The sequence below is a fragment of the Saccharothrix sp. AJ9571 genome (assembly GCF_021725495.1).
GTDB lineage: Bacteria > Actinomycetota > Actinomycetes > Mycobacteriales > Pseudonocardiaceae > Amycolatopsis > Amycolatopsis magusensis.
Genome location: NZ_CP091382.1, coordinates 5,555,853 through 5,569,194 on the forward strand (window position 1 = coordinate 5,555,853; position 13,342 = coordinate 5,569,194).

Annotated in this window: 7 protein-coding genes; 3 read left to right on the top strand and 4 right to left on the bottom strand. The window is 65.1% G+C overall.

Annotated features, from left to right (window positions below):
* Window positions 1-154 precede the first annotated feature (154 nt).
* From L3Q67_RS25760 to L3Q67_RS25770, 3 genes are all read left to right on the top strand, one after another.
* Window positions 155-1,132 (top strand): hypothetical protein, encoded by a 978-nt coding sequence (locus L3Q67_RS25760; protein WP_499184040.1) that lies wholly within the window; start codon window positions 155-157, stop codon window positions 1,130-1,132.
* 1,182 nt (window positions 1,133-2,314) lie between these two features.
* On the top strand, window positions 2,315-2,911 hold the full coding sequence (locus tag L3Q67_RS25765; protein WP_499184041.1) for a helix-turn-helix domain-containing protein: 597 nt from the start codon (window positions 2,315-2,317) through the stop codon (window positions 2,909-2,911).
* Between the two features lie 260 nt (window positions 2,912-3,171).
* Window positions 3,172-3,735: a hypothetical protein gene (locus L3Q67_RS25770; RefSeq protein ID WP_499184042.1), complete on the top strand. Its 564-nt coding sequence runs from the start codon at window positions 3,172-3,174 to the stop codon at window positions 3,733-3,735.
* 546 nt (window positions 3,736-4,281) lie between these two features.
* Here L3Q67_RS25770 and L3Q67_RS25775 read toward each other — a convergent pair.
* From L3Q67_RS25775 to L3Q67_RS25790, 4 genes are all read right to left on the bottom strand, one after another.
* Window positions 4,282-7,548: a hypothetical protein gene (locus L3Q67_RS25775; protein ID WP_499184043.1), complete on the bottom strand. Its 3,267-nt coding sequence runs from the start codon at window positions 7,546-7,548 to the stop codon at window positions 4,282-4,284.
* Window positions 7,545-9,806, bottom strand: a complete 2,262-nt coding sequence (locus L3Q67_RS25780) for a hypothetical protein (RefSeq protein ID WP_499184044.1) — start codon at window positions 9,804-9,806, stop codon at window positions 7,545-7,547. Before L3Q67_RS25780 ends, L3Q67_RS25775 begins: the two co-directional genes overlap by 4 nt.
* Window positions 9,807-9,849: 43 nt before the next feature.
* Window positions 9,850-10,749, bottom strand: coding sequence for a hypothetical protein (locus tag L3Q67_RS25785; RefSeq protein WP_499184045.1), 900 nt, complete (start codon window positions 10,747-10,749; stop codon window positions 9,850-9,852).
* Window positions 10,750-10,932: 183 nt separating this feature from the next.
* Window positions 10,933-13,296: a type IA DNA topoisomerase gene (locus tag L3Q67_RS25790; RefSeq protein ID WP_499184046.1), complete on the bottom strand. Its 2,364-nt coding sequence runs from the start codon at window positions 13,294-13,296 to the stop codon at window positions 10,933-10,935.
* Between the last annotated feature and the right edge of the window lie 46 nt (window positions 13,297-13,342).

The following is a 13,342-nucleotide window of genomic DNA, read 5'->3' on the forward strand; positions in this document are numbered from 1 at the left end:
AACGCCTACTTGGCCATTTGAGAGGCCCGTGAGTCGCCTGCGGGCCTCTCCTCTCCGTCGGTGGACGACTGCCGTAGGCGACGACACTGAGCATCGGTGGTGTACACCCTGGCGGCGTCGGGCAGCCAAAAAGGATATCGCGGACCCAGCGCAGGTGGCGGTGCGCGTGGTGGAGAAGTACCGATGGGCGTATCGCAAGCGGGTGGATTCGTGCCGTGCTCAGTTGGCTGCGGCGATGGGGCTGCCGAGCGGGGCGGGGTGTAGCGGGACGGCGGATCTCAGCGATCAGTCCGAGGTGACAGAACGAACGGTTGTCCCGCCCGAGCTCGGTTCGCCCCGCCCGGTTGAGTGGAAGCCCGGCCACCGCCACTGGCGGGTGACCACGTCCGTAGCGGTCGCGTCGGTCATGTTGGCGGCGGTCAGCGCGACCGCCGCAGTGGTCACCGCCACGCGGGCGCGCGAGACGCCGAAGGTGGTAGCCGAAGTTAACCTTCCCGAAGTTTCCGGTAATCCAGGGGTCGCGGCGATCGATCCGGCCGCGTCCTTATGCACGGACGACCGGTCTCAAGTCCTTGTGGGTTGGGGACCCGAGCGGCCCATGTTCGGCGAGGAGGGGAGTGCGTACATCGGGTTCAACTCAGTGAAGAGCAACTCCAACTTTGGTGACGAGCGCGCGTTTTATGGCGCGCGTGATGAAAGCACTCCAAATCTATGGAGACACAAGATCACGGCGGAACGGGAAAAGACGTACCGACTGAGGATCTACGTGCACAATGGCAGCAGTCCGGCCCTCTCTGCAGAGGACACCCTGCTGAAGGTCAACCTGCCGACTTGTGCGGGTCGCAGCATCGGCACCGGGGCGTTCATAGGTTCCCGGGACGCCTTCCCGGCGGAGGTGTACGACGGTGTGACCTTCCAGGCTGACGAAACCTTCAACCTCGTGTATGTCGAAGGTAGTGCCGTCTTGGAAGGGAACGCGCTCGGGGACCGTGGATTGCGGGTCAGCGGCGGCGATTTCCTAACTGCAAGAGGACTTCCTGTCGGCACCGGCGGGCTCGATGGGAAGATCATCGGTGGCTACGGCAATTCCGTGTACTTCTCGTTCCTGGTCCGGACGCAGTTTGCGAATTGACGCTTCGTGCCTTTTATCGCTGGCCGTGATCGTGCCGTGGCCCAAAGATGCCGATACGGGTCCGTACGGAGTTCGCCCGGCTGGCCGGCCGCGGCTGTAACGCCTACTTGGTCGAGAGGCCCGGTGTACGTCGGTCCACCGGGCCTCTCGTGGGTGCCCATGTAGGTCGGTGGGTTCAGTCGTCCCTTGGCCGGAATTCGCACTGGAGAACTTGCACAGCATCTCGGCGTTGCGGAATGGCCAGTGAGCCAGGAACCTTCAGGAGCACACCATCCTTCCAGATCATGCTGCGGTAATCGGCGACTCCATGTCGACTATTGGATGTGCCGAGCCCTCGACGGTGGGGATGTCTCCTGCGCGGGTGGTTGGTTTGCCAGTGTAAACGCGCCATCTTGGTGGAGCCCTGGCCGGTCAACGCGGTGAGGTTGTGGCCGATTCACGAGGATGCCGACTCGGTCGGCGGAAGGTCAGGCTCTGCCGGTGCGTCCGTAGCCGAAGCGGCGCGCTTCGGGTTGTCCGGAGCGCAGGTCGGCTGCTGCTGATCGCGAGTAATGTCGTCGTGGTCCGGGCGTAGCCGTGCCTTTGCCTCTGCGCTGAGTTCAGGCGGTTCTACCCTCGTCGATCGGGCTCGGAGGAACAGATCCAGCGGATCTCATGCCCACGAGACTGTTGTGTTCTCCGATGCCACTCACGAGGCGGCGTTCTGCCCCTCATGCACTGGCAGCCCTGCGGCTTCGGTGATGCACTCATGCTGCACCTCGGGCGAAAGCGACGCCCAGATCGTCGCCATCTTCGCCCAAAAGCTCTTCCAGCACTCGTCCTCAATAGGCGGTGTCGAAGGGGTGGTCGCGTCCGGGAGAACCGCTCTCTCGCCGTGATGCTGATTACCCATGGACCCTGCCCGATGTTCATCGATTGCCAGCTGCTGCGATATTTGCACTCTATCTGATGAGCGGTGTGATGTCAGCACCTATCTTATTAATGATTTGTCGAATCACCATCGGATAGCTACTCGAAAGCTTGTCGCGGAGTGGCGGCCCGGCCCCGACCCGGGCACCTGCGGCGTCCTCAACGCAACCTGAAACTCGTTGTGCCGACGAAGCGCAAGCGCAGGTTGGGGCATCGACCGTGCCTTGAACCCACTGCTTTAGAGGGCTCCCTCGTGCTCGTTACAGTCGCCCCATGCCGTCTCTCCCGCCCACGTCCCTTGCCGTCTCCGACGCCATCACCCACTACCGCCAACTGCGCAAGCTCACCCGCGACGATTTGGCCTATGTGCTCGAAACGTGCGGACACCCCCTCTCGGCCGAGTTCATCGCCGAGATGGAGAACCGTCAGCGCACCGTCACCGTCGACGACCTGATGGCCCTCGCGTACGCACTCGACACGACTCCCGCCGCACTGCTCACACACATCCCCATCGACATGCCTATGCCGGAGGGGCCGCTCGCCACCGGGCTGCCGGCAGGCCTCGACCAAGCCGAGCTGCGTGCCTGGGTCGAGGGGGCGACGTGCCTGGATCACGAATCGCGAGTACGTCGGTCCGCGGACAGAGTCAGCCGTCTCCGCGTGCTCTCGACGCACCTAGAGGAACAGCTGCAGGGTGCGCGCGCCGAGATCCGTGAGCTCGGCGACCTCGCGGACCAGGAGGCGGACGGCGTGCCGGTGCAGGTGCTCCATGATCGGGTGCGCGACGGCGAGTACGCGCTCAACCAGACCGAGTTGGCGCTCGCCCTCGCCGAGCGGCGACTCGACAGCCTTCGTGAGAACACACCGTGAATCTGCACAAGACGCCACGAACGGGGCGACGATGGCACACCTATCTGCCATACTTGGCTACCAGAAACAACACGAGTGTGAACGATCACGTGATCTAGGTTGATTCAGGAAATTCTTGAGGCCCAGCTGCGGCTTCCCGTGGCGGCTCGAGATGCTTGAACTCGGGGACGCCGCGCGGAGCCATGGAGCCGAGACGCTGGACACCGTGTGAAGGCAACACCTCCTTGACTTGGAGGGCACACGCAGAAGAAGGGACGAACATGATGCACACCACCAGGACTGCTCGAGTGACGCGGACAAAGCTGGCCGCGACCACAGCGGCTCTGGTTGGGTTCGCAATCACGCTCGCCGCTTGCAGCAACGACAACGGCAGCCCTGGGGGTAACAACAGCGGCGGGGACAGCACGAGTACTGGCGGCGCGTACATCAGCATCACCGAAGGCCAGCACGGCAATCTCGTCGTGATCGACGGCACCAAGATCACCTACCTCTCGCTGACCGCGAGCGACAGCAAGAAGTGCCCGATGCTCACCACAGCGTTCGAGGACATCGACAAGGGCGAGATCGCGACCGGTGGCAGATCTGGCGACGGCATGTACGAGCTTGAGTCGAACGGCCAGATCGCCGATGACCAGACTTCGGTGATCTGGGACGACGATAACGGCGCCGACGGCAGCGGCAGCAAGCCAGGCACAGGATCGATCTCGGTCAAGGATGACGCGATCGCGCTCGAGTACATCTTCCACAACGGTACCGACGACGACGTGCTCGTGCCCCGGCACAGCGACCAGGGCAAAGCGGCCGTGGCCAAGTACTGCGGATGATGAGACCACAACGAACTCTCACACCAGCGACGCACCAGGCGAGCCCCGTGGACATCGTGTCCACGGGGCTCGCCCTGTGTGTCTGCTAACGCTGCGATCTGAGCGGCTTCGCCCAGCGCGCCTCGAATGAATCCGCCGGCTGTTCACCGTCAGCCGATAGCTCGATGACGTCGACGTGCCCGCAGGTGTTTCGGCGCCCGATCCGCGACCCGCTATCCCCGAGGCACGCCACCGCCATTTTGGGCCTGTCATGGTCTTAAAAAGGTCCCGACGTAGTCAATTACTGGGCAGACGTCGCCCTGACAGATGCATCGAACCCGTGGCGAGGAAGACGCGGGGCGTGAAAGTCCTATTCGGGCCCACCTCGGCCCACGAGCGGCGTGATCTGGCCTCGTTGACACCACGAAGAGTCCCAAAGTGAGCGAGCGCCGCCCGTGTCGTGGTCGTCGCTGGTCCGTGTCCGGCGAGAAGATCCACCCCGAGAAGGAGAACTTGCGCGATTGCCTCCGTTGGGCGTGCTGTCCTGGTTCCCAGACCGACGGCCGGTCAGGCATCCGGTTCGTCCTGCTTCCGCTGAGGACTGTGGACATCACGGTTCGGCGGGATCGGTGTGGCTGCTTGCCGCGGCTTCTCGGGGCTTCGTGGCTGCTTGGTCACGGGAGGTGTCGTCGAGCCGGTCGGATGGGAAGCCTGATCCTGCGGCCCGGAATCGGCGATCGGGGCCGACGGCGGCACGACTCGAGGCCGGCTGCGGACCAGACGCGGCGTAGGAGCCGTCTGTGGTGTGGTCCGTTGCAGGCCTGCCGAACGCTTGTTCGCCAGCCCCGCGGGGCGTGACATTGCCCCAGGAGCGGGCCGGTAGCCGGATTCGCCCGGAGCAGAAGCTGTGCCCTGAACCGGCGGCTTGGCAGTGAAACGTTCCTCTGGTCTGGAACCGTGGGAAGCAGAGCCACCTGCGTTTGGAGCGCCGGACTGCTGGCCGGCGCCGAATTGGAGCTCAGGACCTGGCACGCCGCCAGTGCCGAAGTGGGTCTGGCCGCCGTGGGGGTCGCCGGATTCAGGCTGGACCCCGGAGTCATAGCCCAGTTTGGAGAGTCCGCCACGGTTGTTCAGGGTCTGTGCCGTCTCCTTGTCCGACTGCCCGCCGCCTCCCGCGCCGCTGGTGAGCTGCAACGGGCTGCCGTCAGGGCTGCTGCCGCCGGGTAGCGACTTCGCGTCACCAGCGCCGCCCGGGCCGAGCCTGCGACCGCCGGGACCGCCGCCGTCCAACCCGGGGCGGCTGGGGCCCTCAATGCCTGGAGGGGGCCCGCCTTCCAGGGCGAGCGTCTGGGTCCCTGCCGTGAGGGATTTGGGGTCGCCGTTGGTGCCACCCGCGTTCGGTGACATCGTCGTGCCACCAGGCTTGGGGCCGCCTGGGGTCCGGGAACCGCCGCCGAGCTTGCCGCCGAGGCCCGAGGCGAGTTTGTTGCCCATGGCCATCCCCGCGCCCGCGCCGACACCCGAGGCCAGGGCAGGGAGTATCCCGCCCTGGTTCGGCGCCGGGGCAGTGTTCGTGTCGAGGAACTTGTCCACGAGCTTGGTGAACACCTCGTCCAGCGCCTGCAGCACCACCTTACGCACCCGGAGAAGCGCGAAGGTGACGCCCATGACCAGCAGCGAGGAGATCAGGGTCAGGATCACCACGACGATCCCGCCGAGTACCGCGCTGCCGAAGAGCCCGTCCGGGGACATCAGGCTCGATATGGGCCCGGCGATGAGGTCGGGGATCGAGATCAGGAACTCCGAGACGAACTGGTAGATGAACAGCGTCACCAGCACCTCGAGGATCAGCGCGGCCGAGTAGATGATCACCTTGCTGATCGCGGCGAGTGCGCCCAGTGTGGCAAACGGGATGGCTGCGACGAGGCTGAAGGTGCGCTTGACCGCGCCCACCAGCATGCCGATGGCGTACCAGAAGCCGAGCAGGGCGATGGAACCGAGCACGGTGGCCGCGTTGTGCCAGTACATGAACTTCGCCGGTCCGGTGCCTACCTGGCTCACGGTCATGTGGTTCTCGCGGGTGAAGCCGCTGGTGGCGTTGTTCGAGGAGTACATGGTCATCGAATCGGGGCCGAAGCCGGTGTTGAGGTAGTTGTACATCGACAGCGCCGAGAGGTTGCAGGAGGCGGGCGCCTCGTTGGTCCAGACCGTGAACCCGCACCCGCTTTTCGTACCCGGTGTCGTGTAGGTCTTCGCAGGGCCACCTGGACTGTTCGAGGTCAGGCCGCCGTCGCCGACGGAGAGCACCGGGTGGTTGGTGGGGCCGTAGTCGGTCTCCTCACCGAAGTCATCCAGGTCGCCGTAGCCGTCCTCTTCGATGAACCACTCCTTTTTGTCCTCGGTGTCCACGCCGAGCTTGGTGATCGAGTTCTTGATCCCGGACTCGAAGTCCGAGGCCGCGACCTCGCTACTGGTGATGTAGTCGCCGATGATCCCGAAGGTCGTGAACACCGCGGTGGCGTCGTCGGTCGCCGTGCGGCCGACCCCGGTGGTGCCGTCACGCCAGGCTGCTTCTGCGTCCGTGGCCTTCTGCCCGACGTGGAGGCCGGCGTAGGTGTCTCCGTGCGACTGCTTGTTAATCGCCAGTGCGCTGGTGCGTACCGACATCAGTGCCTCGGAGCTGGCCTGCCCGTTGTTCCACGCGATCGATGCCGCATCGGGGATCCCCAGCCGGTCGCGCATCGCCCAGGCCTCGAAGTCGACGTAGGTCGAGAGCACCACGCGGGTGGGGCCGGAGTGCTGGCCCAGCAGCGAGTCGTCGAACTTGTCGAGCACACCGGTGTACAGCGAGCCGAGCAGCGGCAGGCCCACGCCGATGAAGACGAGGCGCACGACGAGTTTCTTGATCGCCGCGCCCCGGTCCATCTTCTTGAACAGCACCAAGGCGATGACGGTGAAGGCGAGGAACAGCGGGACCAGCACTTCCCAGGCGATACTGGTGAGTACCCCGTACCAGTCGCTGATCCAGGTCTGCAGGCCTGCGAGAGCTCCGCCGCCGGTGTGGCAGGTCTCAGCGCCGGTACTGTCGGTCGCGCAGACCATTCCCTGGCCGAAGGTCTCGTTGACCGCGGAGACAGCCTGGTAGAACCACATGAACGGGTTGACGAGCTTGAGCAGTTGGATGATCAGGTAAAACAGCGTGCCCGCGGCCAGTGCCAGGGCGTAGAGCACCCAGATACCTGATCCGCCGATCATGCTGACGATCAGGCCGCCGATGCCCGAGGACATGGTGTCCAGCCCGAGGTCGGCGTTCGTCGCGCCGAAGTGGGCGTAGTCGAGCATGCCCGCGTAGATGTCCGCACCGTCACCGTCGCCGTCGGCAGCGGTGAGCGTCCCGTACCCGATGGTCTGCGAGGACCCTGACATCTCAGCGAAGAGCCAGCCGACGACGTCGCCCAGGCTGAACTCCGGGTCGGCGTAGCCGAGCATGTCGCCGCCTGTGGCGGGGCTGCTCGTGACCTTCTGCCAGTCCTCAGTCATCCGGTCCGCGGGATCGGCTTGGCCCTCCGGGGAGTTCTCCTGGCTGAAATACGACGATGCGTTCGATGCCAGCTGGTAGAGCGAGTAGTTGTCGCGCTCATCCTCGTCGTCGGCGGCTGACGTCGCTGGCGCGAGCGCCGTCGCCAGTAGCGGGACGGTCAGCACCGCGAGCAGCCCGAGAACGAGCACACGCGCGAGGACGATCCGGGCGTGCGCGCCGCTGCGCGATCGGGCCCGCCTTCCGCGTGCGATGCCCGTGTCCTCACGGTCTCGTGGTGCTGCGATCCGGCTCATCGCTTCGCCGGCTTCCGTGGGGCCTTCCGCGTGCCGGCGGGCTTGTCGGCGGTGATCGTGCCGGTGCCGCCTGCTGGTTGTTCCGGGACCTGCGCGTGGCTGGCCGTGCGCCGCGGCCGGCTTTCCTGGAGGTCACCGTCGGCCTCGGCCATCCGGACGCTGGTGAGGTTCGCACCCGCCACCGGCGTGTCGTCCATGATCGCGTCCATCCGCGCGGCCTCCTCGGCCTTGGCCGCCTCGAGCCGTACCTGCCTGCGCTGGGCTTCACGGTGGGGGTTGATCCCCAGCGCGAGGTCGAGGTGGAACACGACGTTGGACACGTCACGGCGCAGAAACGTGAGGTTCTCGCCCTTCGTGGTGATCAGCTGGGCAAGGTCCGGCGGGATCTGCTGGTGCAACTGCTTCTGGTACTCGGCCACTGTCCGGTCGCGCATCGGGCCGAAGAGCGTGTAGTCCGCGGCGTCGAACTTGTTGAAATCGGAGTCCTCGAGCATCGTGTCGACATCGTTGTAGCTGTAGACCACGCGGCCGCCGCGCTCGTGTAGATGGTCGAACTGGGTACGCAGGTAGTTCTTCACCCGGTCGTCGATCAGCTCGGTGCCATGGATGATCACGGTGTCACCCAGGCCCACCTTGCCGACGGCGAACCCGACGATGTTGACCAGCTGTGCCATGGCCACGCCCTTGCCGCGGCGCATCAGCCGCGAGAAGTCGTAGATCACGCGTGGGGAGTCCCGGACGCCGTCGACCGCACTGGCGGTGTGGTTGTTGAACAGGTCGCCGTTCGTGCTCAGCATGGTGTTCGCGATGCCCCGCAGCACGTTGTACGCCCGTAGCTGATCCGGATCCGTCTTCGACGAGTGGAGCAGCGTCTTGTGGGCTGTGGCCAGGTAGGAGACGAACATCTGCAGGCGGGGGGCCTGTTCGTGCGGGATGTTCACCACGCGCAGGCGGTGGCGCTGTTCTGTGGCGTTGTGCCGCCACATTCCCTGTTCGACGTAGAAGTCCGTCGCGGTGTCCTCGAGCGCACTGCGGATGATCGAGCCGATCGCGCCATCAGTGGTCTCGTAGAGCTGCTCGAACATCAGCTTGAGCTTCTCCATCTGCGCGGCGAAGACGGTCAGCTCCTCGGCCTCGTCGCCGAACATCTCGAACATGTTCACGTCGCCGGCGTTGAGGTCGACGCGCGAGGTGAGCCGGGCGAACGTCGGGCCGAGCTTGTCGAGATCCACCCCGTCGAGAACGAGATGGACAACGTTGCCGTTGCCGAGCAGGCAGGCTTGCGAGAGTTTCGAGCACCACATGTTCGCGACCCGCTGGCGGTCGAGATAGTCGCTGAGCGTCGCGTCCGCCACGACAAGATGGTGGGCGTAGGTGTTGACGTCCATGAGCACGGCGGAGTTGTTGACGTCACCGACCATGTAACCGACGTACTCGCCGGCCTTATCGTTGAGACCGTTGGTCACCAGCGAGTACGAACCGGCCAGCTCGGTCGAGGTGAAGTGAAAGCCCCTGCCGCGCTTCTTGTCGTTGTTCTTCCAGAGGCTCGACAGCTCCTGGCGTTGCTCACCGGCGTATGCGGCTGTCGTGAGCGTGCCGAACCGGTCGATGTACAGGCGCGTGATCCGATCGATCGAGTCATCCAGGGTCTCCAGGTCGGGTGCCTTGAGGAAGAGCCGGTTGTGCACCGAGAGGTAGCTCGCACCGTCCTGGATCTCGCCGATGGTGATCTCCAGGTCGGAGGAGATCTTCGCGGCCTTGCGCCTGGAGGAGGTCGTGCCCGTTTCCTCCTGCTCGGTCGCGTCGAGCCTGTCGAGCTTCTCGGACTGCTTGGTGAACGAGTCGATCCACTTGTCGTCTCGACGCCGCACCTGCTCCAAGACCACCGCGGTGACCCGATCGTCGAGGCCATCCGGGATCCGGTCGATGCCCCAGAAGGCAGCGAAGTTGTCATGTGCCGCGTCGTCGTGGAAATACGCCAGCACACAGGCGACTGAGCCGTCGACCTCGAAGTAGTCGGAGCGGAAGAGGTACTTCTCCTTCGGCTTGAGCGCCAGCAGGTGCGGGTGCGCCTCGAAGCCGCCCGCGAGCGTCTTTTTCTCCTGGCGTCGCCGCCACCAGTTCTTCGTGGACTCGGCCGCGTCGTCAGGTTTCGCGGCAGCCGGGGAACTACCCGGTGATGCCCTGGAAGGCGTTGCGTCGTGCGTGTTCTGCCCCGGGATGCCCAGTTGCGCCCGGGCCTTTGTCCTCAGCGCCATGGTGTCCTTCGTCTGCTCGTCGTTCGCGCTGTCGTCCGCGTGGTTAGCGCAGCGATGCTGTGAGGGACAACGGCTCGTCGTCGATGCCCTGGTAGAAGACCCGCAGCATCGGCTCGGCCTCCGCGCGATCGAGGACCGTCGCTTCCTTGATCATCAGGGAGGATCCTTCGACTTCGGCCTGGAGAACCATGCGTCCCCGGCGCAGTGCGTCCGCGCTCTTGCCTTTGAGTAGCAGGTACTGGTGGATGGAGGTGAACTTCCCGCCCACGTGCTGGGTCAGGATGTCGTACTGCTCGTTCTGCAGCTCGACCAGATCGGGGTCGCGGACCGCCAGCGCCTGGTTGCGCTTCTCCAGAATCGCCACCTGGTGGTAGATCCGCTGTGGCTCCTTGGTGGTGATCGTCAGCCACTCGCAGCTGGTGTCGACCTTGCGCCAGAACGAGTCGGCCCGGTCGAGGATCCCGATCCGGTCGGCGTCGAAGAGCAGGTAGCTCGCCGAGCCGACGACCAGGAAAATCTGCCCCTCGCTGTGATCGGAGAAGTGGATCCGCCCGTCGGCGTCGATAGCGTCGATGCCGACGATCGAGTGGAAGTCCGAGGGGGCCGAGCTGCGGCGGGTGTAGACATGCCGTGCCTTCACCGGTGCGTACGCCAGGAGCGCGGGCAGGGTCATCGCTCGCAGCTGCTTGGTCTTCGTCATCCCGCCGAAGTAGATGATCACCGCCAGCCCCCAGATCACGAACAGCGTGATGAAGACGGGGGATGCGCTCGAGATGAACGTCGAGGTCGTCACCCACAGGAGGATGAGACCGCCGCCGCCGAAGAAGAACAGCTGCTTGATGGGTGAGGGTTTCGCCGCCCATCCGCCTTTGCTCAGCGTGATCTCGTGATCCAGGAATGACCTGTTGATGCTCGTCGGCACCTTGTAGGACATCTTCGCCATCGGTGTCTCCCCGTGAGTACGCCTCTCGTCGTGCCGCTTGTCCGAACGCCCTCCTTCGTGAGGAGCACCTGAAATGGCCTGTGGGGTATGGGGGCGCGTGACAGGTCAGCCGGTGCGGATCTGGCGCGGTCATCCCCAGCCCGTCCAGGTCACCTGCACGGGGCGGCGTCGGGCGCGCCGGCATCAGTCGAACGACGGAACAAGCTTCTTCGTCCCGTTCTCGTCCTTCCACGTCAGCCGCGCATTGAACTTCCTGCCCTTCCTCGACACGAACCCTGTGCCCTCGATCGTCTTGCCCGCTGCCAGGTCCTGACGCTGCGCGTCAGTGAAGGTCACCCGGCACCAGGACGACGGCGGCATCCCAACGTCGGGCACGATCTTGTTCGCCGTCGGGTCCCAGCGCACCGAGCAGCCGAAGTTGTTGCCGGTCCTGGGACTGACGAAGTTGTCGATCGTGAGCGACTGCCCGGCTTCGAGCGCTGTGATCTCGGCCGCGGTGAAGGTCCGCCCGCACCACGTCGTCGGGCCGCCCGGAGCGTCGAGCTGGAAGCCAACGTACGTGCGTCCTTTGAACGTGCCTATGCCGAGCTTGCCGTGGGCGGTGAAGGGCGTGCCTGAGTGGCTTGTGGCCTGGAACGAAACCTGCTTACCGGCAAGCAGCCTCGTGACCTCGTCGTCCGAAAATTCGTGGTCCGACCAGATCTTCTTGAACGCGACCTTCTTCGGACCGCCGGGCGCGGTCTGCCACACACCTTCGGCGCGGGTGGATACCTGGGTCTTGCTCAGTCCCAGTGCCGAGCGCATCGTCGCCGCGTTCGTCTGCATCGTGGCGATGTCCTCGACGACCCAGCCGGCGACGACCTTGAGGCACTGCTCGGCCGTGGTCCTTCCCGCGGCGATGTCGCGCATGTCGGCGTAGACCTTCTCGGTGAGTCCGAGGTCACCGATCCGCGTGCCCGGCAGCAGGTGCCAGCTAATCTCACCGGCCTTGGCCAGCAGGAGCTTGCGCCCCTTTTCCACGAGCAGCGGATACTTCGCCGTCGTCGAGGTCACGTCGGAGTATGTCGAGGTGCGTGTCGCGCCGGTCCCGACATCGCGCCGCTCCAGTTGCTTCATCAGCCACCGCATGCTCGGATGCTCAGGGCGTTTGTTCGCGCCTTCGAAGACGAACGGTTCGGCCTGGCAGCCCAGGCCTTTCGCCGACTCGTTCTCGTCGTCGGCGGCGTCGCCCGCGTCGGGATCGAAGACCTGCTTCCATCCCAGCGACAGCGGTACGTGGGCGACGCCGAGGAAGGCCGGGTACTTCTCGACGTGGCCCTTCTGCTGTTCGTAGAGGTGATCCTCGGCGATCATCGCCAGGTAGTTCTTCGCCAGTGTCTCGTAGATCAGCCGTCCCGCCTTGCCGTACTTCTGCTCGACCGCGTCGAGCGACGCGGGCACCGCCGGGCCTGGGCGGTTCGCGCCGTGTGCGCCCTTCGGCTTCACATGCGTGGATCGGGGCGCGCGATGCGTCAGAAGTTTCGGGTCGACGCCCACCACGCCCGCAATCCTGTCGACCAAGGGAGCGAGTTCGTCGAACTGCCCGGGCGTGATGGTCTTGTCCTCCGTACGCGGGTACGAGACGACCTGGTCCTCGTACATCTTCTGATAGGTCGCGAGCACGAGCTTCGCCTTGACGTTCTTGCCGGCCAGTAGCGCGGACAGCGCGGCCAGGTCCAGCAGCCTCGGGGGAGCGGTCCGCTTCACGGCCTTGTCGTCGAGCACCACGGGCGAGGGCCCGTACTGCCGCGGGACCTGCTCCTTGCGGCCGAACCGCGGCTCGTCGGGGTTGGTGTACATCACGTCGTTCTCGTCACGAAACCGGTTCTGGAAGAACGGCTTCTTCACATAGTCGTTGTAGGCCTTGAGCTGGTCGCCGACGAGCTTGATCATCGCCGACTTCAGCCGTCCCTGGCGCAGCACGGTGTTCTGCCCGGACGACCGCGCCATGGTGGTGGCGATCCGCGTGAACTGCATCGAGAGCAAGTCGAACTGTGAGCGGTAGCGCGCCTTCTTGTACTCGTCGAAATCCCGCAGTGACGGGACTACCGTGCGACTCGTGAACGCCCTGCGCAGCGAGGCCACGGTCTCGTCGGTGAAGTACATCCGTGACCAGATCCTGGGCTTCAACCCCAGCTCCAGGAAAGTGTTCACGGCGATCATGCCGCCCTCCCCGGTGGGATCCACGTCGGTGGCGATGACAATCTCGTCGCAGCCACCCAGCGCGCGCTGCACGTCCCGCGCGACCGGGCCCGCGTCCTTGATGAGCTCGAGCTTCCAGTCGAGGTCATCCGGGTCCCACGGCAGATTGCCCAGGTCCCACTGCTGATACTTCTGCGCCAAGCCCCGGCCACCGACCATCTTGTGCGGCTCGGCGAACTCGTACAGATGGCCCCGGGCATGGGCGATGACGAACGGTTCGCCGGAGTACGTACCACTCATCCCCCCGAGGGCCGCGGCGACGTGCCGCGCCGCGCTCGGCTTCTCCGTGAGGATCCCGACAACCATCGTGACTCCTTCTCGCCGGCTACTCGGAAGCGAGTACCAGCCTACC

Excerpts from the sequence above, each read along its gene's own strand:
- L3Q67_RS25790 (WP_499184046.1), bottom strand. The coding sequence starts at position 13,296 with ATGGTTGTCGGGATCCTCACGGAGAAGCCGAGCGCGGCGCGGCACGTC.
- L3Q67_RS25780 (WP_499184044.1), bottom strand. The coding sequence starts at position 9,806 with ATGGCGCTGAGGACAAAGGCCCGGGCGCAACTGGGCATCCCGGGGCAG.
- L3Q67_RS25785 (WP_499184045.1), bottom strand. The coding sequence starts at position 10,749 with ATGGCGAAGATGTCCTACAAGGTGCCGACGAGCATCAACAGGTCATTC.
- L3Q67_RS25770 (WP_499184042.1), top strand. The coding sequence starts at position 3,172 with ATGATGCACACCACCAGGACTGCTCGAGTGACGCGGACAAAGCTGGCC.
- L3Q67_RS25765 (WP_499184041.1), top strand. The coding sequence starts at position 2,315 with ATGCCGTCTCTCCCGCCCACGTCCCTTGCCGTCTCCGACGCCATCACC.
- L3Q67_RS25775 (WP_499184043.1), bottom strand. The coding sequence starts at position 7,548 with ATGAGCCGGATCGCAGCACCACGAGACCGTGAGGACACGGGCATCGCA.